The following is a 24,298-nucleotide window of genomic DNA, read 5'->3' as shown; positions in this document are numbered from 1 at the left end:
GGGGCATGCGATCTTTTATTATTCATATGTCTTCCAGTACGGCGCGGCGTCCGAATGCCGAACGGCTGTGCGCGAACCTGCCCGGTGCCGAGCTGTTCGAGGCGGTCAATGGTCGCGATCCAGCGCAGATAGCCGGGGTCGGTCTGCATGACGGCGACCTGTACCGGCCGCACTATCCCTTCCCGTTGCGCCCGACCGAGATCGGGGTGTTCGAAAGCCACCGGCGTATCTGGCGCAAGCTGGTCGAGGAAGATATCGACCTGGCGATCATTGCCGAAGACGACTTGCAGGTCGATCCCGAAAGGTTCGGGGCGGCGCTGGAGGTTTTGCAGCGTCATGCGACGCCCGACCACTATATCCGCCTGCCGGTGAAACAGCGCGAGGTTCCGGCCCAGGTGCTGGAGGAGCGGGGCGATCTGAAGCTGATTTTGCCCAAGATCATCGCCCTGCAATGCGTCTGCCAGATGGTTGGGAAAAACGCCGCGAAACGGTTGCTGGCGGTGACAGAGCGCATCGACCGGCCGGTGGATACTTTCCTGCAGATGCACTGGATCACCGGACAGCCTATTCACGCCCTGCTGGGGACCGGCAACAAGGAGGTCGCGGGCCAGATCGGCGGATCGACGATCCAGAAAAAAATCCGCCCCGGCGAAAAGCTGGGGCGGGAACTCAGGCGCGGCTGGTATCGGGCGCAGTTGCACCTGCGCCCGCAAAAACCTTAGCCGGGCAATTTCGTGGTGCGCAGATAGGGGAAATGGGTGGTGAATTCACCGTATTTCGCCTTGGCGTCCTCGTTGCTGACGGCAACGGGGATGACCACATCGTCGCCGGGTGTCCAGTTTGCCGGGGTCGCCACGTTCTCGCGGGCGGCGGTCTGCAGCCCGTCCAGCGCCCGCAGTACTTCGGCAAAATTGCGGCCCACATTCATCGGATAGGTCATCGACAGTTTCAGTGTCTTGTCGGGTGCGATGATGAACACGACGCGCACCGTCTGGCTGTCTGCCGGGGTCGGGTTGTCGGGCAGGTAATAGCCGGCGGGCAGCATGTCAAAGGCCTTGGACACTTCCAGCCCCTTGTCCGCGATGATCGGAAAGCCCGGATTGGCCTTGCCATAGGCCTCGATATCGCCCTTCCATTTCTTGTGGTCCTCGGCGCTGTCCACCGAGACGCCGATCACCTTGGTGTTGCGCTTGGCCCATTCGTCCGCCAGCTGCGCCACGGCCGAGAATTCGGTGGTGCAGACGGGGGTGAAATCCTTGGGATGCGAGAACAGGATCGCCCAGCTGTCGCCGATCCAGTCGTGGAACTGAATGGTGCCCTGATCTGTTTCCGCGGTGAAATCGGGAACGGTGTCGTTGATGCGCAAACCCATGGCTCATGTCCTTTCGTTGAGATTTCGAGTCGGTTGGTGCCAAACCAATCACTAAGGAGTGAAGTTACAGGACTTGTGGCGAAGAACCACCGGGAATCCGTATCAATCAAGGGGAATTTATTGGGGCAAAAATTTGATCAAATTTTTTGACTCTCCTCTTGCCCCTCCTGTAAGGCAGTGACAGAGTGGCCGCGAAAACCGACCGAGCGGTCGAAAACATCCCGGATCAGGAGGGAGAGCCATGATCGAGAAACGCGACTTTTACATCAACGGCAAATGGGTGGCCCCGGCCGTCGCAAGTGATTTTCAGGTGATCAACCCCTCGACCGAAGAGCCCTGCGCGGTGATTTCTCTGGGGTCCCAAGCGGATACGAACGCCGCCGTTGCCGCCGCCAAGGCGGCGCTTCCGGGCTGGATGGCGACGCCGGTCGAAGAACGGATTGCACTGGTGGAAAAGCTGATCGACATCTACCAGACGCGCGGCGAGGATCTGGCCCAGGCCATGTCGCTGGAAATGGGTGCGCCGATCGACATGTCGCGCACGCAACAGGTGGGTGCGGGCATCTGGCACCTGAAAAACTTCATCCGCGCCGCCAAGGCGTTCCAGTTCGAACGCCCCTTGGGCGATCACGCGCCCGGCGACCGCATCATCTATGAGGCGGTTGGGGTCGCGGCGCTGATCACGCCGTGGAACTGGCCGATGAACCAGATCACGCTCAAGGTGGGTGCGGCGGCGATTGCGGGCTGCACGATGGTTCTAAAGCCGTCGGAACAAAGCCCGCTCAACGCGATGATCTTTGCCGAGATGATGGACGCGGCCGGGTTCCCTGCGGGTGTTTTCAACCTGGTGAACGGCGATGGCGCGGGCGTCGGTTCGCAGCTGTCGGCGCATCCTGATATCGACATGGTCAGCTTTACCGGCTCGACCCGCGCGGGCACGGCGATTTCCAAGGCCGCGGCGGACACGCTGAAAAAGGTGCACCTGGAACTGGGTGGCAAGGGCGCGAATGTAATCTTTGCCGATGCGGACGAAAAGGCGGTCAAGCGCGGCGTGTTGCACATGATGAACAACACCGGCCAAAGCTGCAACGCGCCCAGCCGGATGCTGGTGCAGCGCCCGATTTATGATCAGGCGGTGGAAACCGCGGCGGAAGTCGCGGGCAAAGTCACCGTCGGGAGCGCGCTGGAGGAAGGCCGCCATATCGGCCCGGTGGTGAACGAGGTGCAGTGGACCAAGATCCAGGACCTGATCCAGAAAGGCATCGATGAAGGCGCGCGCCTGGTCGCGGGTGGCACCGGACGGCCCGAGGGGCTGAACAAGGGCTATTATGTGCGCCCCACGGTTTTTGCCGATGCCAACAACCAGATGACCATCGCGCGCGAGGAAATCTTTGGCCCGGTCCTGACCATGATCCCGTTCGACACCGAAGAGGAAGCCGTCGAGATCGCCAACGACACGCCCTATGGTCTGACCAACTATGTCCAGACGCAGGACGCCGGACGCGCCAACCGCATGGCGCGCCGCCTGCGCTCGGGCATGGTCGAGATGAACGGGCAATCCCGTTCTGCCGGTTCCCCGTTCGGGGGCATGAAGCAATCCGGCAACGGGCGCGAAGGAGGCGTCTGGGGCTTGGAGGATTTCCTTGAGGTCAAGGCCGTCGGCGGTTGGGCGGCGGAGTAAAATGAGCGCCGTCGGCGCACTTTTGTTCACATAGGTATGAGGGACGCTGTCCCTCAATACCCCGGGGTGAATTGCCCGCAGGGCAAGAGGGGCAGCGCCCCTGCACTAGAACGTCGCGGCAGCCCGAAATTTCATTGATAGCCCCCCTTCGGGATGTTTCAGGCGCAGTTCCTCGGAATGAAGCATCAGGCGGGGAAAGTTGCGCGCAGCCCCCGAGGCATAGAACGGGTCACCCAGAATCGGGTGCCCGAGCGCCTGCATGTGCACGCGCAACTGGTGCGAGCGGCCGGTTTTCGGGGACAGGCGCACGCGGGTCGTGTCGCCTTGGTGTTTCACCACACGCCAGTCGGTCAGCGCCGGCTTGCCTGTGTCGTGACAGACCATCTGCCGTGGCCGGTTTGGCCAGTCCACGATCAGGGGCAGGTCGACAGTGCCAGTCTTGGGTTCCAGCCGCCCCCAGACCCGCGCGACATAGGTCTTGCGGGTTTGTCTGTTCTCGAATTGCAGGCCTAGGTGGCGTTGGGCGTGGGGGGTTTGGGCAAAGACCATCACCCCCGAAGTGTCGCGGTCCAGCCGGTGCACCAGCAGTGCCTGCGGAAAAGCGGTCTGCACCCGCGTCAGCAGGCAATCGGCAAGATGCTCGCCGCGCCCCGGAACCGACAGAAGTCCGGGGGGTTTGTTCACCACGATCAGCTGCGCGTCTTCGTGCAGGATATCCAGCGGCGTTTGCGGGGGCTCATAGGTTTCGCTCATGCGCGCCTGCCTAACGCAGGCGGCGGGGTCCCGCAACGTCGCGCTTGCGCGACGCGCGACGTTTGGCAACTCTCTGGCCAAACGAGAGGAGCCGAGATGCACCCGACAATCAAAAAGATGCAAGAGGTCGTGGCAAAGGGCGATGACAGCCAGCTTCACGCCCTGTTGGCCGAGGATGTGCGGTTTCTGCCGCCGACCTATTACAAGACATGGACCGGGCGCGCGCCGGTTGCGGCGGTGCTGGGCCATGTGGGGCAGGTGTTTTCCGAGTTCCGTTATCGCCGGATCATGGGCGAGGGTCGGGACTGGGCGCTGGAGTTTCAGTGCAAGGTCGGGGAGCTGGATGCGGTGGGCGTGGATCTGATCACCCTGAACGACGCGGGATTGATTCAGGAATTCGAGGTGGTGATGCGGCCCCACAAGACCGTCGGTGCGCTGCGGGACGCGATGAACGCGCGGGTGTTGACCGATGCCCGCTTCCTGAAGTTTCGCGAGGCTCTCTCTTGATTGCTGCCGACCAGATCTTGCGGGTGCCGTTGTTGCCGCTTTTGGCCGCGCAGGGACTGTCGGTGCGGCGCAAGGTGCAGCTGTTGCCCGAGCCGGTTGGCCCGCGCGAGGGGAGCGAGGGGCGAGGCCCGGTGTTGCGGCTGCTGATTGCGGGGGACAGTTCGGCGGCCGGCGTCGGCGCGGGCACGCAGGCGCAGGCATTGTCGGGGCAGCTTGTCCGGCATCTGGGGAGGCACCATGCGGTCGAGTGGCGGCTGGAGGCCACAACCGGGCACACCACGCGGGACACGCTGGAGCGGATAATGGGGATGCACGGCACCTTCGACGTGGTGGTGACGGCACTGGGCGTCAATGACGTGACGCGGGGGGCGACCAGGGCGCAGTTCATGGTACGGCAGGCGGCTTTGCTGCGGCATCTGACCGGGCCGCTGGGCGCGCGACGCGTCGTGGTCACGGGTGTGCCGCAGATGCACCGGTTTCCGGCCCTGCCGCAACCTTTGGCCTGGGTTCTCGGGCGACAGGCCGCGCGGCTGGATCAGGGGTTGCGCGAAGTGGTGGCGGGTTTTCCCGAGGCACGGCATCTGTCGCTGGATCTGCCGCACGACCCAGCACTGGCCGCGCCGGACGGCTATCACCCCAGCCCGCGCGCCTATGCATTGTGGGCCGAGCAATTGGCGCGGGTGATCCTTGCTCAGGCCTGAGCGCGCATGCGCCGGATCATCGGCACGGTATAGATCACCAGCGCCGCCCAGATCATCGGAAAGGCGATCATGCGGGCGCGGTCGAATTCCTCGCCAAAGATGAAGACGGCGGTCAGGAAGATCATCGTCGGCGCAATATATTGCAGGATGCCGATGGTCGAGAGGCGCAGCAGTTTGGCACCGTTGGCATAGACGATCAGCGGCACGGCGGTGACCAGGCCGCAACCGATCAACAGCCAGGTATCGACCATATTGCCGCCAAAGTGGTTTTCGCCATTGGCCGACAGATAGGTCAGATACCCAAGTGCGGGAACCGAAAGGATCAGCACTTCGAGCATGAAACCCTGATTGGGGCCGATGGGCAGGGATTTCTTGAAAAAAGCATAAAAGCCCCATGTCAGGGTCAACCCGATGGCGGCCCAGGGCAGGCGGCCTGCCGCGACGGTCAGCACGATGACGGCTGTGGCCGCGAGGGCGATTGCGACGAGTTGGGCGGGGCTGAGTTTTTCGCGCAGCAAGAGCGCGCCCAAGGCGATGCTGAAGAGCGGGTTGATGTAATATCCCAGTGCCGCATCCAGCGCCTTGCCCGCTCCGATAGCCCAGACATAGATGCCCCAGTTGACCGAAATCAGAGCTGCGGTCAGGCACCCCATCGCCAATGTGCGGGGGTGGGTCAGCGCTGTGCGCAGATCGCGGGTTCGGCGCAGCACGATCAGCAGCGCACCGGCAATCGGGACCGACCAGATGACCCGGTGCGCGACAACCTCGGCTGGCGGGATATGGGCCAGCGCCTTCATGTAGATGGGCAGGAACCCCCACAGCAGATAGGCCGTGATGGCAAAGGCCAGCCCCTGAGGAGTGTCTATGTTGTCGGTTGGTCGGGCGGTGTGCTGCGCCATGGGGCTCTCCGGCAGATGTACCGGGTGTTTATGGCAGGTCGCAGCCGAAAGGAAACGCCGAATTCTGTGAGCTGCCCCATCACCCGTTGTGATGGGGCAGATTTTCGGTGGGTCAGGCCAGGTGATCGACCACCTGCAGATGCTGGGCCAGCGTGTCGATTTCGCCCATCCATGACTGAACCAGTTTCGGATCGCTGGGTGCAGCGTGCACGCCCGCCGGGATGGCGCGGTTCAGCACCGCCTCGATCGCCAGAGAGACCGGGATCGAAACAAGACGCGCCATGGCGGTGCCGCGCGCGTCGCCCCATGCATCCATGACATAGGTCTTGTGCCAGACCTCGCGCCCGTCCTTTTCGGCCTTCAGCCCGACGCACAGGACAACGCGATCGGGCTCGCCCTCGTCATAGGCGTTTTCGGCCCAGAACTGGTCGGACATCTCCTTGAGCCGTGCGTCGCCTTCGGGACCGGAAAGGGTTTCGATTTCGCGGAATACATCCGCCCACGCATCGGCCCAGCCGTTCAGGCGCAAGGTGCCTCGGACGAACTCTTTGACCGGCCAGTGGTCTTCGAAATGGTACTGGGCCTTGAAGGGGATCGAGTCGCGGTTGGGGTAGACCTCGAAGCTTTCCGGCGAGGGCAGGGGGGCGACATAGCTGGTGATCGCATCCCAAGGGCGGGCCACGTCGAGCGGTGCGTAGTCGCGGATCGAGCGGGAGGGCGAACGCAGCGCCTTGAGAACGCCCAGCGGCGACCAGCTGAACTTGTAGCGGAACGGGTTGGGGTTCTTGGGAATGCCACCGCAATAGGAAATGAAGCTGAGGTGGTTTTGCGGATCGAACGCGTCGGAGGCGCGGTAGTCATCGACCAGCGCATGCGCCATCAGGTGGTCGATGCCGGGGTCGAGACCCACTTCGTTGACCAGCGCCACGCCCGCCTCGCGCGCCTTGTCATCCAGCGCGCGCATCTCGGGCGCGATGTACGAGGATGAGACGAAATTCGCGCCCTTGGCGATCGCCAGCTCGGCCAGCGGCACGTGCCAGTCCCCGGGCAGCATCGACACGATCACGTCGCCCTTGGCCAGCACCGCGCCCAGCGCGTCGATGTCGAAGGCGCGGATGTCATCGGTCAGGTCGCCGACCTCGGCCCTGGCCTTTTCGACGGTCCGGTTCCAGACGGTGACGGGATGGCCCGCCTCGATCAGCCGCCGCAATCCGGGGATGGCCGACAGGCCGGTGCCACACCAGTGAATGGTCATCGCTCAGATCCTTTCGATATGGGTTTTGAATTCAGCCTCGGCCCGGCCCCAGACACCTGCGGTCAAGTCGTTCAGGGTGGCCAGCGAGGGCAGCAGTTGCGCCGCGTAGTCCTGCGAGCTTTCCACTGGCAGCATCGAGGGCAGGTTGTCGATCGCCATCACGTCCAGCACCGGATTGGTCGCGACGCGCAGGGCCGGGGCCCCCCAGGTGGTGGCGCGGTCATAGACCGGAACCGGGTTGTAATCGCTGTCCGGATCGCAGGCGACGTCACCGATGGCGGTCAGTCTTCGGGGGGCGGTCATCGCGTCACGGGGGACAAAGACCGGCGTGCCGGGACGGGCGAAGATGCAGTTGAGAAAGATGTCATGGGCGAGGATCTCGGGGAAGGGGCCGCCGCTTGCGGTTTCGGCCATGTCCCATTTGGTGACCTGAACGCCCATCGCCTCACAGAGGTCCGAAGCGCCGGTGCCGACCCGGCCCAATGCGCCGATAACGATGGCGCGGGGGCGGTCCGCACCGGTGGCGTCCAGTTCGGCCAGCAGCTCGGCGTTCAGCGCATCCTTGCCGGGATAAACGCCCACGGAGCCGCACAATTCGCCACGCTGCTGCGCTGCCCAGGCCTTGAGCGTCACCGCCGCACCCGCATATCCGGCCCAATAGCCGAATGCGGCGACCCGGCGGCCGGTTTCGTCCACCAGATATTCCAGATCATAAAGCGTGCCGCCGCCCGCCTTGAACCGCTGCAGCAGCGCGCGGCCCGAGTGCTGACCCTTGAAGGCGTGGCCGAACATGATGTGGCGATGAGGCAGGGGCGTGCCGTCCTCGGGCAGCTCCTTGAGGCCGAAGATGATCGCATCCCGCGGCGCGTCGGGCCAGCTGTTCTCGGCCGCAATTTCGCACCCTGCGGCCTTGTAACCATCAATCGGAACGGCGCGGACCGAGCTGTCCTCGACCGTCACCCGGATACCGGCCGCGATCAGCTGCGCCGCGCCTTCGGGCGTCAGCCCCACCCGTTCTTCGTTCGGGCGCTGTTCGGCCCGGACCCAGAGATGTGTCATATCCTGTCCTTCTGTCAAAGCATCCCGGCGGCGTGTACCGCCTGAACCGAGGCGCGCGCCTCCATCGTTTTGCGAAACGCGGCGATCCCGGGGAAGGCCGTCACATCGACCCCGTCGCCTTCGAGCCAGCTGCACACCACGTAAAGGTAACAGTCGGCAAGGCTGATCCGGTCGCCCAGAACAAACGGCCCGCGCAGCCCGTTCGCCTCGATATACCTGCATGAGGTAGTCATGGTCTGCGGCACCTTGGCGGTCATGTCCTTCCAGCTTGCTTTTTTGTCGGCCCAGCGGGCGCCGCGCAGCTTGTGGGCATGGTTCACGTGCATGGTTGAGGCGAGATAGTACATCACCTCGCGCATGCGCGCGGCCATCACCGGATCGTCGGGCACCAGCCCCGCTTGCGGAGCCCTGGCCGCGACGTATTCCAGCAACGCGCCGGTTTCGGTCAGGATACCGCCCTGAACCGCCAGCGCAGGCACGCGGCCCTTGGGGTTGATCTGTTTGTAGGCCAGTTTGGTCTGTTCGGCATTGGCGAAGTCGAGGCGGATCGCCTCATACTCCAGCCCGGCCTCTTCCAGGGCGATGGCAACGGCGACCGAGATGGTGCGGGGCGCATAGTAAAGCTGCATGGTGGGCTCCGTCACAGGTGGGTTTGGGCGAATTGCCGGTCGGGCGTTTCCAGATGCGGCACGGCGTTGAACAGGACCGGGCTGAGGTGATCGCCAATCGGGTGCAGACGATGCATCGACGTGTTCATGATGGCAAGGGCGACGCGGGCCATGGCCGGAATCTCCAGCCCCATGGCCTGCCGCACCGCCATCGAGATCAGCCCGCCCGAGGTCACCACGATCGCCGGCCCGCCCTTTGTGCCGATGTCATGCAGCGCTGACGAGACGCGGGCCTCGAATTCGGCAAAGGTTTCCGGCGCGTTCTCGATCTCGCCCTTGGCCCATGCGGTGAAGGTCATTGGCAAATGCTGCACAAAGCCCTCGCGGTCGCGCGGGATGGCGACGCCGTGCTGGTCTTCGAACAGCTGGGCAAGGGCGAAATACTCTATCTCGTTCAGGCGCGCGTCCTGCACCGGGTTGGTCAGCCCCATGCTGGCGGCGGTTTCCACGTGACGTTTCAGGGTGCCGCAATAGGCGCGGGGATGATGTGCGCGAGTGTCGGCCAGATGCGCGCCCAGCCACCGGGCCTGTTGATGGCCCAGATCGCTCAGTCGGTCATAGCTTTCCTCGTCGCGCGCCTCGGTATTGGCCTGCCCGTGGCGCACCAGCGTGATGTGGGACATATCCGGCTCCTCTTGCGGCAAGTCTTAGGTCAGCTTTCCGCAGGGGGCCAGAGGGGTTTCGCCGCTTTGGCGTGAAAAATCACAGATAAGGCGAGCGCTGGGGGCGCAGCGTCAGTTCGGTGACGCAGGCCGTGTTCGGCAGCGTAATGACGGTCGCTATCATCTGGGATATGTCCGCAAGCTGGATCATGCGCGTGCGGTCCTTGCCGGTGTCGTTGACGTCGGGTGTGTTGACAAATCCCGGATGCACCAGCGTCACGCCGACCCCGTCCTCGCGAACGTCTTCGAACAGCGCCTTGGCGAAGCCGGCCTGTGCGTGTCGAAGGGCGCAGTGGATTGCGTGGTTCTTCCAGCCCAGCCACGAGGTTGGACCGCAAATATAGACAAACGATCCCTGCGACGCCTGAATCTTTGGCAGCACGTGCGCCGTCAGCCTGATCGTCGCCCTGAGAACCTGATCGATGGATCTGTCCCAATCGGCAAAGCGCTCTGTCGAGACCGGGCCATAGGTGAATTTCGCCGCGCAATGCACCATGGCGTCCAGCCGGTCACCCGCCGTTGCCCAATCGGCCAGCGCTGCGACAGCGTCCATATCGCCCATTTCGGCGGCAAAGGATTGGCCGGTTCCACCTGCTGTGCGCACCATGTCGAGCGTTTCGGCAAGCGCGTCCTCGCGGCGACCGTGGGCCAGAATGTGCCAGCCGTCCGAGGCCAGCCGGATGGCGGTTCCGCGCCCGATGCCGCTGGATGCGCCGGTGATGAGTGCCGTCTTTGCCATTTGCCTCTCTCCCTTGGACCTGTCACTTGTTGTGGTGATGTGACACGAATAATGGCCCCTCAGGCCCCGGACTGGAAAGGAAAACCTTATGGCAGTGGACGCAGAGCGGTTTCTGACTGACCTTCACATGCTGCGCGGTTTCGGTGCGTCCGGCGTCGGCAAGGGCGTGGTGCGCCCGGCCTATTCCGAGGCCGACATCGCCGCCCGGAAGTGGCTTGCGTCCCGGATGGAAGAGGCCGGGCTGCAGGTGCAGGTCGACCCGGTGGGCAACCTGTTCGGTCTGGCCGAAGGCCCCTCGTTGTTGATGGGATCGCATTCCGACAGCCAGCCCGAGGGCGGCTGGCTGGACGGTGCACTGGGCGTGATCGCGGCGCTTGAGGTGGCGCGGGCGGTGGATCGCCCGGTCTCGGTCGTGAGTTTTCAGGATGAGGAGGGGCGGTTCGGCGTCACCACCGGTTCGGCCATCTGGTCGGGGCATCTGTCGCTGGATCGGGCCGACACGCTGACCGATCACTCTGGGATCGCCTTTGGCGCGGCGCGGGCGGCAATCGCCGATCTGGGCGGAGATTTCGTGGACCCGGAACGATTCACCGGTTTTGTCGAGATGCATATCGAGCAGGGGCCGACACTGGATGCCGAGGGCGAGCAGATCGGCGTCGTCACCGATATCGTGGGTATCCGCGACATGAAGATCACGTATCAAGGACAGCAGAACCACGCGGGCACCACGCCGATGCACTTGCGCCGCGACGCCTTTCAGGCGTTGTCGCTGTTCAGCGCACGGATCAACGACCGGTTCCGAAATGTGGTCACGCCGCGAACCGTCTGGACCATCGGGCATGTGTCGCTGCATCCCAATGCCTCGTCCATCGTGCCGGGCAGGGCCACCTTTTCGATGCAATGGCGCGACGGCGAGGCCGGACGGCTGGCGCGGATGGAGGAGATCATCCGGCAAACGGCGCAGGAAGTTGCAGGTGAAGCCGGTATGGAGTTGGAGTTTGGCCCCCTGCTGGGACTGGAACCGGTGCCGATGGATGGCCGCCTGCGTTCGGCGCTGGAGAGCGGGGCCGAGGCGGTTGCGCCGGGGCGCTGGCGGACGATGCCGTCGGGCGCGCTGCATGACGCCACCAATGTCTCGCGCCTGATGCCGGTGGCGATGCTGTTCGTGCCCTCCATCGGCGGCATCAGCCACGATTTTGCCGAGGATACCGATGAGGCCGATCTGGTTGCGGGCCTGCGGGTGCTGGAACAGGCGGTGTTGGCGCTGGACTGATCGACCGGAGAAGGCCGGCCCTGACCAGCCCGACTGACGGCCCAACGCTGTTCCTGTTTCGGACCAGAAAGAAGCAGCGGATGCTTTATGCGTGTTTTGGGTTATCGCCAGCTGACATCGCCCAGAAAGATGTACCCGGCCCCGTAGATCGTCTTGATCAGGCGTGGGTTCTTGGGGTCTTCGCCCAGTTTGGTGCGCAGACGCGAGATGCGCACATCCATCGCCCGGTCGAAGCTTTCACCGGCGCCGCCGCCCAGCATTTCCTGCATCTGGGCGCGGCTGATCAGGCGTTTGGGGCTTTCCAGGAACAGTCGCAGCACCTCGCCTTCGGCGTGGCTGAAGGGTGTTTGCGTGCCGCTGTCGTCCTCGAGGATGTAGCTGTCAAAATGGGCGGTCCAGCCGTTGAAAAGCGCGGTGTTGCCGCCCGTTTGTAAGGTGGCGCGCGGGGCGCGCAGGCGGGCGCGGATGCGGGCCACCACCTCGGCGGGGTCGAATGGTTTGGTGATATAGTCATCTGCCCCCAGTTCCAGCCCGGTCACCCGGTCCTGTACCTGGGCGCGGCCCGAGATGATGATCACCGCCGCGCCCTGTTCCAGCGCCAGCCGGTGCACCAGCGCCAGCCCGTCGGTGTCGGGCAGCGACAGGTCGACCAGGCAGACATCCGGAGTGACCCGTTTCAGCGAGGCTTCGAATTCGCGGGCGCGCGAGAAGCTTTGGGTGCGAAACCCGGCTTCTTCCAGCGCGTCGGTCAGGATCTGTCGGATCTCGGGTTCGTCGTCGAGAATGGTCACCAGCGGTTGTGTCATGGGGCGGCCTCGGGTCGGATCAGGGCAGAGAGTTGCGCCCGCGAAAAGGGTTTGCGCAGAACCGGGCCCAGCGCAAGGGCCTGGCGGTGCAGCGGATCGGTCAGCGGCAGCGAGGTCATCAGGATACAGGGCAATCCGGGTTGCAGGCGCTTGATCAGGTCGATGCCGGTGGCGGAACCTTCGAGTTTGATGTCGGAAAGTACCAGCGAGATATCCTCGATATCGGCGGTGAGCGCGCAGGCCTCGTCAACCGAGGTGGCCTCGATCACCGACAGGCCGAGATCGATCAGAAGGTCGCGGAACTGGCTGCGCAGGTCGTCGTTGTCCTCGACCAGCAGGGCCAGCCCGCCCTGCACCTGCGGGGCGGCGCGATAGGGCAGGCGCAGGATCACCGCCGCGCCCGAAGGCGAGTTGCGCAGCTGCAGGTCGCCGCCTGCCAATTTGACCATGTCATAGACCATTGGCAGGCCCAGCCCCGACCCTTCGCTGCCCTTGGTGGTAAAGAACGGGTTCAGTGCCTTGTCCAACGCGTCGGGCGAAAAGCCGGGGCCGGTGTCTGTAACAGTGATCTCGACCCAGATAGAGCCGATGGCGTGGGCGCTGATGGTGATTTGCCCGGTCGCACCACAGGCGTCGCGGGCATTCAGGACCAGGTTCAGCAGCGCATCCTGCAACATGCCGGGATCAAGCAGCAATGCCTCGTCGGGCAGGGTGTTCACCACTGACAGACCCATTCCGCGCGGCAGCGAGGGAGAGGCGAGGATCTTCATGTCTTCCAGCAGTCCGCGCATGTCGGTGGCCTGCGGATGCAGGGTGCGGTTGCCGGTCATGTCGGCGATCCGGTTCAGCAACTGCCCGCCCCGGCGCGCGGTCTGCTGGGTGGCGGCGACCAGTTCGGCGGCCTCTTCGGGCAGGGCCATCTTTTCCAGCTTGCCCTGCATGCCGAGGATGATGGTCAGCAGGTTCGAGAAGTCATGCGCCAGCCCGCTGGTCATTTGCGCCGCCATCGCCCGCCGGCGCGATTGCTGCAGCGCGACGCGGGCCTGGGTTTCCTCGGTCACGTCCATCGACAGGATATAGACGCCGCCTTCTTCGTCCGGCGTGAACGAGACACGGATGCGGCGCTGGTCGTGATCCTCGGTGAATTCGAAGACCGACGTGCGCCCGCCATAGGCCTTTTGCAGATGTGGCGCGACGCGGGCAAAGGCGGAGGGGCCGAGCGCCTCGGAGATGTGCAGGCCCAGGATTTCCGAAGGCCGTCCCGGCATCACCGAACTGAGGCGGCGATTGGAATAGGTATAGTGCCCTTTGGCATCGACATGCGCGATATGGGCGGGCATCATTTCGGTGGTCAGGCGGGTGCGCGATTCGATTTCGGTCAGCTGCCGCTTGGCCTCTTCCAGCGCGGTTATGGTGGCGGCGAGTTCGCGGTTGGTGGCCGAGAGTTCCTCGGCATGGGTCAGCAACTGGTCGGACAGCTCCTCGGACCGCGAGCGCAGCATCTCTTCGACCCGCTTGGTGCGGGAAATGTCGGTATAGACCGCCACCCACCCGCCCTGCGGCAGCGGCGCGCCCTCGACCGAGATGACCTGACCGTTGGGGCGGATGCGTTCGATATAGTGCGGCGCGAACGCCAGCGCCTGTTCGACGCGGCTGCGGATGATGTCCTCGATATTCTCTTCGGGCGCGTATTCGCCGTTTTCGGCCAGATGGCGGATCGTGTCGGCGAAGGACGCGCCGGGCTCGACCAGACGATCGGGCAGTTCGAACATTTCCTGGAAACGGCGGTTGCTCAGCACCAGTTTCAAGTTGCTGTCGTAGATCGACAGCGCCTGTCCGATCAGGTTCAGACCGGCGGTCGTCATTGCCTTGATGCGCTGATCGGAATTGCCCAATGCCTTCCTCCTTGCAGCCCATGCCTATCACCGGACGGATGCAGGGTGTAGAGCCTTTGCCGCCGTTCCCGCCGGTGTGGCCAAATGTAACAAGGCATACCCGGATTTTCGCAACTTGTTACAATTCGTAAGATTTGGGAAAACATCAGGAAAAAGTTACCGATCAACCTTTGAGGGTCCGACACCAGGACAGATTCGCAGTCGCGGACGTTTCCGGCCATTCGACGGGCCGGGATGGGGAGGAGAAAAGACATTGGCTCAGACGCAGTCTGGCGCTGAAGGGTATGTATCCCTTCCGGCGCTGCTTCATCGCAACGCAACCCAAATCGGGGATGCCCCGGCCTATCGCGAAAAGGAATTCGGGATCTGGCAATGCTGGACCTGGGCCCAGGCTGCCAAGGAAATCAGGGCCATGGCGCTTGGCTTCATGGAGATCGGCGTTGAAAAAGGCGACCATATCGCGGTGATTGGACGCAACCGTCCGGCGCATTACTGGTCGATGGTTGCGGCCCAGATGGTGGGCGCAGTGCCGGTGCCGCTCTATCAGGATTCGGTGGCCGAAGAGATGACCTATGTGATGGAGCATTGCGGCGCGAAATACGTCGTCTGCGGCGATCAGGAGCAGGTCGACAAGGTCATCGAGATCCAGGAGACGGTGCACCAGATCAAGCACATCCTGTATACCGACAAGCGCGGCATGCGGAAATACGACCACAGCCAGATGAACGCGCTGGACGACATCAAGGCCGAAGGCCGCGCCGGTCATCAGCGTTTCGACGCGGAACTGGATCAGCGCATCGCGGATATCACTTATGACGACACCTGCGTGATGCTGTATACCTCGGGCACCACGGGCAAGCCCAAGGGCGTTGTGCTGTCGAACCGCAACGTGATCGAAAGCGCCAAGAATTCGGCCGATTTCGATCATCTGACGCGCGGCGAGGACATTCTGTCTTATCTGCCAATGGCCTGGGTAGGCGATTTCATCTTTTCCATCGGTCAGGCCTATTGGTGCGGGTTCTGCGTGAACTGCCCCGAAAGCGCCGACACGATGATGACCGATCTGCGCGAGATCGGGCCGACCTATTTCTTTGCTCCGCCGCGTGTGTTCGAGACCCAGCTGACCAACGTGATGATCCGGATGGAGGATGCGGGCAAGCTGAAGAAGCGGATGTTCGATTACTTCATGGCCCACGCCAAGAAGGTCGGCGGCCGCATTCTGGACGGCAAACCAGTCAGCTTTGGCGACCGTTTCAAATATGCGCTGGGCAATGTTCTGGTCTATGGCCCGCTCAAGGATACGCTGGGCTATAGCCGGTTCCGCGTCGGATACACTGCGGGTGAGGCGATCGGACCCGAGATTTTCGACTTCTACCGCTCGCTCGGCATCAACCTGAAACAGCTTTACGGCCAGACCGAGGCGACGGTGTTCATCACCGTGCAGCCCGATGGCGAGGTGCGCGCGGATACAGTTGGCGTTCCGGCGCCGGATGTCGAGATCAAGATCGACGAGAAGGGCGAGATCCACTATCGCTCGCCCGGCGTTTTCGTCGAGTATTACAAAAACCCCGAATCCACTGCGTCGACCAAGGATGCCGAGGGCTGGGTCGCGACTGGCGATGCGGGCTTCATCGAGGAAGGTTCGGGCCACCTGCGGATCATCGACCGGGCCAAGGATGTGGGCAAGATGGCGGACGGGTCGATGTTCGCGCCCAAATATGTCGAGAACAAGCTCAAGTTCTATCCCGATATTCTGGAGGTCGTTCTGTTCGGCAATGGCAAGGACCGTTGCGTCGCCTTCATCAACATCGACCTGACGGCGGTGGGCAACTGGGCGGAACGCAACAACGTGGCCTATGCGTCTTATCAGGAACTGGCGGGTCATCCGCGTGTGTTAGAGACGATAAAGGCCCATGTGGAAGAGGTGAACAAGTCAGTGGCGGCAGATGAAATGCTGTCGGGCTGCCAGGTGCATCGCTTTGTTGTTCTGCATAAGGAACTGGACGCCGATGATGGCGAGATGACCCGCACGCGGAAGGTGCGGCGCGGGTTTGTCGAAGAGAAGTTCCACGACATCATCACCGCGCTATACGACGGGTCGGACACGATCTCGACCAAGACCGAGGTGACCTATGAGGACGGGCGCAAGGGATCGATCAGCGCAACGCTGAAGATCATAGACGCGCCGGTTGTCCCGGTGGCGCAGCACAAGGTGGCGGCGGAATGAGGGCCGCGCGTGCGCCGCTCGCCCGTTCCGGGCATCGCCCCGCCCGCCGCCCCGTAACCGCGAAGTTCAGGGAGTAGCCGATGCTGGATGCATCCGAAGGATATGTCACCGAGGACGGCCGCAAGATCGGCGGCGTGGTGATGGAAATGAAGAACATCACCCTGCGCTTTGGAGGCGTGGTGGCGATCAAGGATATCTCGTTCGACATCCGCGAGGGCGAAATTCGCGCCATTATCGGACCGAACGGCGCGGGCAAGTCGTCGATGCTGAACGTGATCTCGGGCTTTTACGTTCCGCAGGAGGGCGAGGTTTGGTTCCATGGAGCCAAACGTCCGGCCATGCGCCCCTATGAGGTGGCACGCCAGGGCATCGCCCGCACCTTCCAGAACATCGCGTTGTTCGAAGGCATGAGCGTGCTGGACAACGTGATGACCGGCCGTCTGAACTACATGAAGACCAACCTGATCCAGCAGGCGCTGTGGAAGGGCAAGGCCGAGGCGGAAGAAACCAAGAACCGCGAGGCGGTCGAAAAGATCATCGACTTCCTCGAGATCCAGCACATTCGCAAGACCCCGGTGGCGCGCCTGCCTTATGGCCTGAAAAAGCGGGTGGAACTGGCCCGTGCACTGGCGGCCGAGCCCAAGCTGCTGCTGCTGGACGAGCCGATGGCAGGCATGAATGTCGAAGAGAAGGAAGACATGAGCCGTTTCATCCTCGACGTGAATGACGAGTTCGGAACCACCATCGCCCTGATCGAACATGACATGGGCGTGGTGATGGACCTGAGCGACCGGGTGGTCGTGATGGATTACGGCAAGAAGATCGGCGACGGCACCCCCGACGAGGTGCGCAACAACCAGGAAGTCATCGACGCCTATCTGGGCGTGGCACATGACTGACCGCCTGACACAGATGAGGGGAGGCATACATGCCTGATCAGTTGATTTTTGCGATGGAGGTCATCCTGAACGGCCTGATGGCCGGGGTGCTCTATGCGCTGGTGGCCCTGGGGTTCGTGTTGATCTACAAGGCGTCCGGCATTTTCAACTATGCGCAGGGCGTCATGGCGCTGTTTGCGGCGATGACGCTGGTCGGGATCATGAACGGGCAGGTTCCGTTCGCACACCTGATCAATGCGATCTTTGGCGGTCACATTACCCATTTCGGCTGGAACATCCCCGGTGCGCTGGCGATCTTGCTGACCATGGCGGTCATGGTGCTGCTCGCGTGGTGCGTGCAACGTTTCGTCATGCGCCACCTGGTCGGGCAGGAGCCGATCATCCTGTTCATGGCGACCATCGGCCTGGCCTATTTCCTTGAAGGTGTGGCCGACCTGATGTGGGGTTCCGAAATCAAGACGCTGGATGTGGGCCTGCCGCAGGGCATCAACCTGTGGATCGATGAGGCGACGTTCAACATTTTCGGCTATGGCTTTTTCATCGACAACCTCGACATTGTGGCGACCGTGATTGCGGCGCTTCTGGTGGCGGCGCTGGTGGCCTTCAGCCAATACACCAAGCAGGGCCGGGCCATGCGCGCGGTGGCCGACGACCATCAGGCAGCGCTGTCGGTGGGTATTTCGCTGAACTTCATCTGGGTTATGGTCTGGTCGGTTGCGGGCTTTGTCGCGCTGGTCGCAGGCATCATGTGGGGCACCAAGTCGGGCGTGCAGTTCTCGCTGAGCCTGATCGCGCTCAAGGCGCTGCCGGTGCTGATGCTGGGTGGCTTCACCTCGATCCCCGGCGCCATTGTCGGCGGGCTTATCATCGGCGTGGGCGAGAAGCTGTTCGAATTCTCGATTGGCCCGCTGGTGGGTGGCGCGACCGAGAACTGGTTCGCCTATGTGCTGGCGCTGATCTTCCTGGTGTTCCGTCCGCAGGGGCTGTTCGGCGAGAAGATCATCGAAAGGGTGTGATCCGTGCAAGAGCTGGTCGCCATCATCAAACTGGCGCGTTTATCCGAGGCAACCGGCTACGCCAGATCATCGAAACAACTGGATGCCGCGACCCGCAAACGGGCGCAGGAAGAATGGGGAAAGTGAGCCATGTTCTATCGTGAAGCCGGGGATTTCAAAGTCTCCTATCAGGACGACAGCCAGACCTTTCCGATCAAGTTCGACCGCTATCGGTACTATGTCGTTCTGGCGGTGGCCTTTGGCATCATCCCCTTCGTCATCAACGACTATTGGGCCAACGCGCTGCTGCTGCCGTTCCTGATCTACGCTATTGCGGCGATCGGGCTGAATATCCTTGTGGGATATTGCGGTCAAGTTTCGCTGGGGACCGGCGGTTTCATGGCGGTGGGGGCCTATTCCTGCTACAAGCTGATGACTGCCTTCCCCGAGGTGTCCATGTTCATTCATGTGCTCCTTGCGGGCGGCATCACCGCCTTTGTCGGTGTCCTGTTCGGCCTGCCGAGCTTGCGTATCAAGGGGTTCTATCTGGCAGTTGCGACGCTGGCGGCGCAGTTCTTCCTTGTGTGGCTCTTCAACCGGGTGCCGTGGTTCTACAACTACTCGGCCTCGGGCCAGATCAACGCGCCGGAACGTGACGTGTTCGGCATCATCATCACCGGTCCGAACGCACCGGCCTGGGCGACCTATCTGTTCTGCCTGATCTTTCTGGCCGTTTCGGCGCTGATCGCGCGCAACCTGACGCGCGGCACCACGGGCCGGACCTGGATGGCGATCCGCGACATGGATATCGCGGCGGAAATCATCGGAGTGAACCCGCTCAAGGCCAAGATGAGCGCCTTTGCCGTCTCGTCATTCTTTGTCGGAATCTCGGGTGCGCTGTTCTTTTCGGTCTATCTCGGCGCGGTCGAGGTCGGCGAGGCATTCGGCATCCAGAAATCGTTCCTGGTGCTGTTCATGGTCATCATCGGCGGTCTTGGCTCGATCTTTGGCTCTTTCGCCGGCGCCGCCTTCCTGGTGTTGTTGCCAGTGGTGCTGAAGGTTCTGGGCGTCGATGTACTGGGCTGGCCCACCGATATCGTGGCGCACCTGCAGCTGGTGATCGTGGGCGCGCTGATCATCATGTTCCTGATCCTCGAACCGCACGGGCTGGCCCAGCTCTGGCGCGTTGCGAAGGAGAAACTGAGACTTTGGCCCTTCCCCTATTGACGAAGGGCCGGGCGGGGCGACCCGCCCTACGGATGGCCCCGGCCGGATTTGCGGGGTGGATACATCGGTCAAAACCAAGGGAGGACTAACCCGATGAAGACAAAACTGGCAACCCTGGCGCTGGGCGCCATGATGGCCGCAGGCCCGGCGATGGCAGACCTCGTGTTTCCGTCGCTCAGCTATCGGACCGGCCCCTATGCGGCGGGTGGCATTCCGTTCGCCGATGGTTATGCGGATTATTTCACCCTGCTGAACGAGCGCGACGGCGGCATCGGTGGCGTACCGGCCAAGGTGATCGAATGCGAGACCGGCTATAACACCGAGAAGGGTGTGGAATGCTATGAATCGACCAAGGGCCAGGGCGCGCTGGTGTATCAGCCGCTGTCGACTGGTATCACCTATCAGCTGATCCCCAAAACCACTGCAGACGATATCCCGATGCACACCATGGGCTATGGCCGCACCTCGGCCAAGAACGGCAAGGTGTTCAGCCATACCTTCAACTATCCTGCAAACTACTGGGATGGTGCGTCGGGCGCGATCAACTATCTTCTGGATGAAAACGGTGGCGATCTGAACGGCAAGAAGATCGCGCTGGTCTATCACAACTCGGCCTATGGTAAGGAACCGATCCGCACGCTGGAAGAGCTGTCCAAGAAGCACGGGTATGAACTCATCGCCCTACCGGTCGACCATCCGGGTCAGGAGCAGAAGTCTCAGTGGCTGCAAATCCGTCGCGACCGTCCCGACTATGTCCTGATGTGGGGCTGGGGCGTGATGAATCAGGTTGCGGTTCAGGAAGCTGCCAACATCCGCTTCCCGATGGAAAATTTCATCGGCATCTGGTGGTCGGGCGCAGAGCATGACGTCATGCCTGCAGGCGAGGCCGCCAACGGCTATAAGGCGCTGACCTTCCACAACGTGGGCTCTGATTATCCGCTATACGACGATCTGCAGAAATATGTGATCGATGCAGGTAAGGCCGCCGGTGCTGGCGATCAGGTTGGTTCGGTGCTCTATAACCGCGGTCTTTATGCTGCCATGCTGGCTGCTGAAGCGGCCAAGAAGGCTCAAGAGATTTCGGGTAATGCGGACATCACCTCGTCCGACATGCGCGCGGGCATGGAAGCGCTGGAAATGAGCCAGGAGAAGATGACCGAACTGGGTCTTCCGAACTTTGGCCCGGCCTTCTCGGTCAACTGCGAAAACCACGGCGGCGACGCTCTGGTAGGTGTGACCCAGTGGGATGCGGCCAACAAGACCTGGTCTCTGATCTCGGACTTCAAACCGACCGACGGCGAAGTGATCGGCGCGCTGATCGAGGAAGACTCGGGTGCCTACGCTTCGGAAAACAACATCGAAGCGGGCTGCAACTGAGCCGAACGTGCCCCGGCACGGGCCGGGGCGCATATCAACAAGGGGCGGCGGCAGGCCCGCCGCTCCGCACCGGACAAGTCCCGGCATGACGGGACAGGCATGAGGACAAGCGCTGATGCTGGATGCGGCAACACCCACCGAAGTGCAGGCTGATACCCTGCTTGAGGTCAATAATATCGAGGTGATCTATAATCACGTGATCCTCGTGCTCAAAGGCGTCAGCCTCACCGTTCCCAAGGGCGGCATCACAGCGCTGCTGGGCGGCAACGGCGCCGGCAAGACGACCACGCTCAAGGCGGTGTCGAACCTGCTCCATTCCGAGCGCGGCGAGGTCACCAAAGGGTCGATTAAATACCGCGGCGAGAGCATCCACGAAAGCGATCCGGCCGATCTGGTGGAAAAGGGCGTGATTCAGGTGATGGAAGGGCGTCATTGTTTCGAACACCTGACGGTCGAGGAAAACCTGTTGACCGGCGCTTATACCCGCAAGGACGGCAAGGGCAAGATTCAGCAGGATCTTGAGCTGGTCTACAATTATTTCCCCCGCCTCAAGGAACGCCGCCGCAGCCAGGCGGGTTATACATCAGGCGGTGAACAACAGATGGTGGCGATGGGCCGGGCGCTGATGTCGCGACCCGAAACGATCCTGCTGGACGAGCCCTCGATGGGCCTGGCGCCGCAGTTGGTCGAAGAGATTTTCGAAATCGTCAGGGATCTGAACCAGAAGGAAGGCGTGTCTTTCCTGCTGGCGGAACAGAACACCAACGTGGCGCTTCGGTTTGCCCACTACGGCTATATCCTGGAGTCGGGCCGTGTGGTGATGGACGGCCCCGCCGCCGATCTGCGTGAGAACCCCGATGTGAAGGAGTTCTATCTGGGTATGTCCGACGAGGGCCGAAAAAGTTTTCGCGACGTGCGTTCGTACCGTCGCCGCAAGCGGTGGCTGTGAGGGGTCAGGCGTGTTCGCTTTCCGCTTTCATCTCGGCAATCCGCTCCAGCGCCTCGTCGCGCGTGTTGCGGATGTTGGGGCGAAATCCCTGGGTTTCGGCACGCAGACGGATGTCGGCCTCGGTCTCGGACCCCGCGGCGAAGCGGACCGATCCAAGGGAATGCGCGGTGTTCAGCTTTTTGCCCCGATGGGCATATTGCACCCACGCCGCAGGCAGGATTTCGCAACCGTTGAGGTCGACCAGAAAGTACCATTTGCGACCGGTCTCGGCGATGCGTTCCTCGATATAGTCGTAAAACTCGTTCACGTCGCGCGAGTGATGAAAGACAAAATGAGAAAAATTCACGTCCATGATCCCGGCGTCAGCGTCGAACGAAAGTCTGCGCACGAAATCGCTCAGAACATAGTTCGGATCGTGCTGCACCCGCTTGCGGCGCGTGCTGGGCAACTGGGTGATTCGGTCCAGCGCTTCGTCACGGCTGGCAAACAGGTTTGGGTCGAAGTATTCGGTGTTGGCCGCGCGCTCGATCTGGGTCCGCGTTTCGTCCGAGGGATCATAGCGGACCGAGCCCATGGAATGCGCCAGGTTCAACGCCTTGCCCCGGCGGGAATAGGCCAGCCAGGCCTCGGGATCGATCCGGGTTCCGTGCAGGTTGACCAGAAAAAACCATTTCTCTTCACCGGTTTGCGCGATGCGCTCTTCCAGCCGGTCGTAAAATCGGTTGACGGTTTCCGAAGTGTCGAAGTGAAAGCCCGAAAAATCCGCCTCCATGGTTTGCAGCGTGTCGTGAAAGGCGATCCTGCTGTCCAGGTCTGCGGTGTCGAAATCGGTCACGTCGGTCTCCTCTCTCAGTCGTCTCAATATGGTCGGGTCAAATTGTATGCGATGGCATGCAATCAATTGCCCCAACGTCAATACAATCTCAATCAGGCAAGCTGTCGCGCCCCGCGCGGCGCATGGAGGGCTTATCCATGACACAGCATTTCGATGCTCTCGAAACCCGGTCCGCCGACGAGCGCGCGGCCGATCTCTCCAAAGCGTTGCCGCAACAGATCGCCCGCGCGCAGGGCGCTGCCGGGTTTTCTGCCTCGCTGGCTGGCATCGATGCCGACGCGGTCACGTCGCCCGAGGCGCTGGCGAATTTGCCCGTTCTGCGCAAGTCCGAGTTGAGCCGCGCACAGGCTGAGCATCCGCCCTTTGGCGGCTTCACGGTCAAGCCTGCACATGGCTTTGCCCATATTTTTCAGTCGCCGGGTCCGATCTATGAACCGGGCGGTGTCGATCACGACTGGTGGCGTATGGGACGGTTCCTGCATGCTGCCGGGATCGGGCAAGGCGACATCGTGCAGAACTGTTTCGGCTATCACCTGACGCCCGCTGGCATGATCTTTGAAAACGGTGCCCGCGCCGTGGGCGCGGCGGTGCTGCCTGCCGGGACGGGGCAAACCGAATTGCAGGTGACCGCCGCTCGCGACGTGGGGTGCACCGCTTATGCCGGGACGCCGGATTACCTCAAGGTAATTCTCGACAAGGCCGACGAGATGGGCGTCAGCCTGAAGTTTTCCAAGGCCGCCGTCGGCGGCGGCGCACTGTTTCCCAGCCTGCGCCAGGAGTATGCCGACCGGGGGATCACCTGCCTGCAAAGTTATGCAACCGCGGATCTGGGCAATATCGCCTATGAAAGTTCCGCGATGGAGGGGATGATCGTCGACGAGCATGTGATCGTCGAGATCGTCACTCCGGGCACTGGAATGCCGGTGGCGCCGGGCGAAGTGGGCGAGGTCGTGGTCACCTCCCTGAACCCAGACTATCCGCTCATCCGTTTTGCCACCGGTGACCTGTCCGCCATTCTGCCGGGGCAGTCGCCCTGTGGCCGCACCAACCTGCGGATCAAGGGATGGATGGGTCGCGCCGACCAGACCACCAAGATCAAGGGTATGTTCGTTCGGCCCGAGCAGGTGGCGGCGCTTGTTGAAAAACACTCCGAGATCGTCAAGGCGCGCGTCATCGCCGCGCGGGATGGGGAAATGGACACAATGACCGTGCGCATCGAAAGCCCCTGCCAAGACAGTTCCGCCTATGCCCGGTCGGTGGTCGAGGTGCTCAAGCTGAAAGGCGCGGTCGAGATCGTCGCCCCCGGCACCCTTCCCAAGGATGGTTTGGTGATCGAGGATCAGCGGGTTTACGACTGAGCATTGCCTCTGGTAATTCCGACTGAATTGGTCGAATAAGGGCGGGGCGCGCTATGACGCCCCGCTTTGCTGTTTGTTGGGACCATGGCTCAGATCGAATACGCAGAACACGGTACACGGCACCGCAACGCGCTGGGCACGCGCGTGCTGGGCGGGCTTGC

24 protein-coding genes are annotated in these 24,298 nt (G+C 62.4%); 13 read left to right on the top strand and 11 right to left on the bottom strand.

Annotation, left to right across the window (positions count from 1 at the left end):
• Nucleotides 1-5: 5 nt before the first annotated feature.
• A complete protein-coding gene (locus AC2FNB_RS08975) occupies nucleotides 6-722 on the top strand; it encodes a glycosyltransferase family 25 protein (protein WP_480750268.1) in 717 nt (238 codons plus the stop codon).
• Here AC2FNB_RS08975 and AC2FNB_RS08970 read toward each other — a convergent pair.
• Nucleotides 719-1,372 carry a peroxiredoxin gene (locus tag AC2FNB_RS08970; protein WP_480750267.1) on the bottom strand — a complete coding sequence of 218 codons (654 nt, stop codon included), beginning with the start codon at nucleotides 1,370-1,372 and terminating at the stop codon, nucleotides 719-721. The genes AC2FNB_RS08975 and AC2FNB_RS08970 overlap by 4 nt on opposite strands.
• Nucleotides 1,373-1,613: 241 nt before the next feature.
• Here AC2FNB_RS08970 and AC2FNB_RS08965 point away from each other — a divergent pair, with 241 nt between their 5' ends.
• Complete coding sequence (locus AC2FNB_RS08965; RefSeq protein ID WP_496745781.1) at nucleotides 1,614-3,053, top strand: aldehyde dehydrogenase family protein; 1,440 nt, start codon at nucleotides 1,614-1,616, stop codon at nucleotides 3,051-3,053.
• A gap of 105 nt (nucleotides 3,054-3,158) precedes the next feature.
• Here the strand turns inward: AC2FNB_RS08965 and AC2FNB_RS08960 are convergent, their stop codons facing one another.
• Nucleotides 3,159-3,806, bottom strand: a complete 648-nt coding sequence (locus tag AC2FNB_RS08960; protein WP_496745779.1) for an RluA family pseudouridine synthase — start codon at nucleotides 3,804-3,806, stop codon at nucleotides 3,159-3,161.
• Between the two features lie 96 nt (nucleotides 3,807-3,902).
• On the opposite strand from AC2FNB_RS08960, the gene AC2FNB_RS08955 reads away from it, so the two are divergent.
• Together AC2FNB_RS08955 and AC2FNB_RS08950 are read left to right on the top strand one after the other, a co-directional pair.
• Nucleotides 3,903-4,313: a nuclear transport factor 2 family protein gene (locus AC2FNB_RS08955; RefSeq protein ID WP_496745777.1), complete on the top strand. Its 411-nt coding sequence runs from the start codon at nucleotides 3,903-3,905 to the stop codon at nucleotides 4,311-4,313.
• Nucleotides 4,310-5,014, top strand: a complete 705-nt coding sequence (locus AC2FNB_RS08950; protein ID WP_496745775.1) for an SGNH/GDSL hydrolase family protein — start codon at nucleotides 4,310-4,312, stop codon at nucleotides 5,012-5,014. The genes AC2FNB_RS08955 and AC2FNB_RS08950 overlap by 4 nt, the downstream gene beginning before the upstream one ends.
• Here the strand turns inward: AC2FNB_RS08950 and rarD are convergent.
• The 6 genes from rarD to AC2FNB_RS08920 form a co-directional block, all read right to left on the bottom strand.
• Complete coding sequence (gene rarD, locus AC2FNB_RS08945) at nucleotides 5,005-5,913, bottom strand: EamA family transporter RarD (protein WP_480750261.1); 909 nt, start codon at nucleotides 5,911-5,913, stop codon at nucleotides 5,005-5,007. The two genes, AC2FNB_RS08950 and rarD, sit on opposite strands and share 10 nt — an antisense overlap.
• 112 nt (nucleotides 5,914-6,025) lie before the next feature.
• Entirely contained in the window at nucleotides 6,026-7,168 is a 1,143-nt protein-coding gene (locus AC2FNB_RS08940; RefSeq protein ID WP_496745773.1) for a saccharopine dehydrogenase family protein, read from the bottom strand.
• A 3-nt stretch (nucleotides 7,169-7,171) separates the two neighbouring features.
• Nucleotides 7,172-8,227 (bottom strand): saccharopine dehydrogenase, encoded by a 1,056-nt coding sequence (locus AC2FNB_RS08935; protein WP_496745771.1) that lies wholly within the window; start codon nucleotides 8,225-8,227, stop codon nucleotides 7,172-7,174.
• A gap of 14 nt (nucleotides 8,228-8,241) precedes the next feature.
• Entirely contained in the window at nucleotides 8,242-8,856 is a 615-nt protein-coding gene (locus AC2FNB_RS08930) for a glutathione S-transferase family protein (protein ID WP_496745769.1), read from the bottom strand.
• 11 nt (nucleotides 8,857-8,867) lie between these two features.
• Nucleotides 8,868-9,518 carry a histidine phosphatase family protein gene (locus tag AC2FNB_RS08925; protein WP_480750257.1) on the bottom strand — a complete coding sequence of 217 codons (651 nt, stop codon included), beginning with the start codon at nucleotides 9,516-9,518 and terminating at the stop codon, nucleotides 8,868-8,870.
• 79 nt (nucleotides 9,519-9,597) lie between these two features.
• Nucleotides 9,598-10,296 (bottom strand): SDR family oxidoreductase, encoded by a 699-nt coding sequence (locus tag AC2FNB_RS08920; RefSeq protein ID WP_496745767.1) that lies wholly within the window; start codon nucleotides 10,294-10,296, stop codon nucleotides 9,598-9,600.
• Nucleotides 10,297-10,384: 88 nt separating this feature from the next.
• On the opposite strand from AC2FNB_RS08920, the gene AC2FNB_RS08915 reads away from it, so the two are divergent.
• Nucleotides 10,385-11,569 (top strand): Zn-dependent hydrolase, encoded by a 1,185-nt coding sequence (locus AC2FNB_RS08915; protein ID WP_496745765.1) that lies wholly within the window; start codon nucleotides 10,385-10,387, stop codon nucleotides 11,567-11,569.
• A gap of 101 nt (nucleotides 11,570-11,670) precedes the next feature.
• Here the strand turns inward: AC2FNB_RS08915 and AC2FNB_RS08910 are convergent, their stop codons facing one another.
• Nucleotides 11,671-12,375, bottom strand: a complete 705-nt coding sequence (locus AC2FNB_RS08910; protein WP_496745763.1) for a response regulator transcription factor — start codon at nucleotides 12,373-12,375, stop codon at nucleotides 11,671-11,673.
• On the bottom strand, nucleotides 12,372-14,240 hold the full coding sequence (locus AC2FNB_RS08905; RefSeq protein ID WP_480750437.1) for a PAS-domain containing protein: 1,869 nt from the start codon (nucleotides 14,238-14,240) through the stop codon (nucleotides 12,372-12,374). Before AC2FNB_RS08905 ends, AC2FNB_RS08910 begins: the two co-directional genes overlap by 4 nt.
• A 283-nt stretch (nucleotides 14,241-14,523) precedes the next feature.
• Here AC2FNB_RS08905 and AC2FNB_RS08900 point away from each other — a divergent pair, with 283 nt between their 5' ends.
• The 7 genes from AC2FNB_RS08900 (at nucleotide 14,524) to AC2FNB_RS08870 (ending at nucleotide 21,944) form a co-directional block, all read left to right on the top strand.
• Nucleotides 14,524-16,497, top strand: coding sequence for an AMP-binding protein (locus tag AC2FNB_RS08900; protein ID WP_480750253.1), 1,974 nt, complete (start codon nucleotides 14,524-14,526; stop codon nucleotides 16,495-16,497).
• Nucleotides 16,498-16,577: 80 nt separating this feature from the next.
• A complete protein-coding gene (locus tag AC2FNB_RS08895; protein WP_480750252.1) occupies nucleotides 16,578-17,396 on the top strand; it encodes an ABC transporter ATP-binding protein in 819 nt (272 codons plus the stop codon).
• Between the two features lie 29 nt (nucleotides 17,397-17,425).
• On the top strand, nucleotides 17,426-18,412 hold the full coding sequence (locus tag AC2FNB_RS08890) for a branched-chain amino acid ABC transporter permease (RefSeq protein ID WP_480750251.1): 987 nt from the start codon (nucleotides 17,426-17,428) through the stop codon (nucleotides 18,410-18,412).
• A gap of 3 nt (nucleotides 18,413-18,415) precedes the next feature.
• Nucleotides 18,416-18,538, top strand: coding sequence for a hypothetical protein (locus tag AC2FNB_RS08885; protein ID WP_496745760.1), 123 nt, complete (start codon nucleotides 18,416-18,418; stop codon nucleotides 18,536-18,538).
• A gap of 3 nt (nucleotides 18,539-18,541) precedes the next feature.
• A complete protein-coding gene (locus AC2FNB_RS08880) occupies nucleotides 18,542-19,618 on the top strand; it encodes a branched-chain amino acid ABC transporter permease (RefSeq protein WP_480750249.1) in 1,077 nt (358 codons plus the stop codon).
• 93 nt (nucleotides 19,619-19,711) lie between these two features.
• Complete coding sequence (locus tag AC2FNB_RS08875) at nucleotides 19,712-20,995, top strand: ABC transporter substrate-binding protein (protein ID WP_480750248.1); 1,284 nt, start codon at nucleotides 19,712-19,714, stop codon at nucleotides 20,993-20,995.
• A gap of 115 nt (nucleotides 20,996-21,110) precedes the next feature.
• Nucleotides 21,111-21,944, top strand: a complete 834-nt coding sequence (locus AC2FNB_RS08870) for an ABC transporter ATP-binding protein (RefSeq protein WP_480750247.1) — start codon at nucleotides 21,111-21,113, stop codon at nucleotides 21,942-21,944.
• 4 nt (nucleotides 21,945-21,948) lie between these two features.
• On the opposite strand, the gene AC2FNB_RS08865 is transcribed toward AC2FNB_RS08870, so the two are convergent.
• Complete coding sequence (locus tag AC2FNB_RS08865) at nucleotides 21,949-22,779, bottom strand: hypothetical protein (RefSeq protein ID WP_480750246.1); 831 nt, start codon at nucleotides 22,777-22,779, stop codon at nucleotides 21,949-21,951.
• Between the two features lie 137 nt (nucleotides 22,780-22,916).
• Between AC2FNB_RS08865 and AC2FNB_RS08860 the strand changes: the two genes are divergently transcribed.
• On the top strand, nucleotides 22,917-24,137 hold the full coding sequence (locus tag AC2FNB_RS08860) for a phenylacetate--CoA ligase family protein (protein ID WP_496745757.1): 1,221 nt from the start codon (nucleotides 22,917-22,919) through the stop codon (nucleotides 24,135-24,137).
• Nucleotides 24,138-24,298 lie beyond the last annotated feature (161 nt).

Source organism: Ruegeria sp. BHSB058 (assembly GCF_059613285.1).
This window is presented reverse-complemented; position numbering and strand designations above follow the sequence as displayed.

Excerpts from the sequence above, each read along its gene's own strand:
- AC2FNB_RS08975 (WP_480750268.1), top strand. The coding sequence starts at position 6 with ATGCGATCTTTTATTATTCATATGTCTTCCAGTACGGCGCGGCGTCCG.
- AC2FNB_RS08970 (WP_480750267.1), bottom strand. The coding sequence starts at position 1,372 with ATGGGTTTGCGCATCAACGACACCGTTCCCGATTTCACCGCGGAAACA.
- AC2FNB_RS08965 (WP_496745781.1), top strand. The coding sequence starts at position 1,614 with ATGATCGAGAAACGCGACTTTTACATCAACGGCAAATGGGTGGCCCCG.
- AC2FNB_RS08960 (WP_496745779.1), bottom strand. The coding sequence starts at position 3,806 with ATGAGCGAAACCTATGAGCCCCCGCAAACGCCGCTGGATATCCTGCAC.
- AC2FNB_RS08955 (WP_496745777.1), top strand. The coding sequence starts at position 3,903 with ATGCACCCGACAATCAAAAAGATGCAAGAGGTCGTGGCAAAGGGCGAT.
- rarD (WP_480750261.1), bottom strand. The coding sequence starts at position 5,913 with ATGGCGCAGCACACCGCCCGACCAACCGACAACATAGACACTCCTCAG.
- AC2FNB_RS08940 (WP_496745773.1), bottom strand. The coding sequence starts at position 7,168 with ATGACCATTCACTGGTGTGGCACCGGCCTGTCGGCCATCCCCGGATTG.
- AC2FNB_RS08935 (WP_496745771.1), bottom strand. The coding sequence starts at position 8,227 with ATGACACATCTCTGGGTCCGGGCCGAACAGCGCCCGAACGAAGAACGG.
- AC2FNB_RS08930 (WP_496745769.1), bottom strand. The coding sequence starts at position 8,856 with ATGCAGCTTTACTATGCGCCCCGCACCATCTCGGTCGCCGTTGCCATC.
- AC2FNB_RS08925 (WP_480750257.1), bottom strand. The coding sequence starts at position 9,518 with ATGTCCCACATCACGCTGGTGCGCCACGGGCAGGCCAATACCGAGGCG.
- AC2FNB_RS08920 (WP_496745767.1), bottom strand. The coding sequence starts at position 10,296 with ATGGCAAAGACGGCACTCATCACCGGCGCATCCAGCGGCATCGGGCGC.
- AC2FNB_RS08915 (WP_496745765.1), top strand. The coding sequence starts at position 10,385 with ATGGCAGTGGACGCAGAGCGGTTTCTGACTGACCTTCACATGCTGCGC.
- AC2FNB_RS08910 (WP_496745763.1), bottom strand. The coding sequence starts at position 12,375 with ATGACACAACCGCTGGTGACCATTCTCGACGACGAACCCGAGATCCGA.
- AC2FNB_RS08905 (WP_480750437.1), bottom strand. The coding sequence starts at position 14,240 with ATGACGACCGCCGGTCTGAACCTGATCGGACAGGCGCTGTCGATCTAC.
- AC2FNB_RS08895 (WP_480750252.1), top strand. The coding sequence starts at position 16,578 with ATGCTGGATGCATCCGAAGGATATGTCACCGAGGACGGCCGCAAGATC.
- AC2FNB_RS08890 (WP_480750251.1), top strand. The coding sequence starts at position 17,426 with ATGCCTGATCAGTTGATTTTTGCGATGGAGGTCATCCTGAACGGCCTG.
- AC2FNB_RS08880 (WP_480750249.1), top strand. The coding sequence starts at position 18,542 with ATGTTCTATCGTGAAGCCGGGGATTTCAAAGTCTCCTATCAGGACGAC.
- AC2FNB_RS08875 (WP_480750248.1), top strand. The coding sequence starts at position 19,712 with ATGAAGACAAAACTGGCAACCCTGGCGCTGGGCGCCATGATGGCCGCA.
- AC2FNB_RS08870 (WP_480750247.1), top strand. The coding sequence starts at position 21,111 with ATGCTGGATGCGGCAACACCCACCGAAGTGCAGGCTGATACCCTGCTT.
- AC2FNB_RS08860 (WP_496745757.1), top strand. The coding sequence starts at position 22,917 with ATGACACAGCATTTCGATGCTCTCGAAACCCGGTCCGCCGACGAGCGC.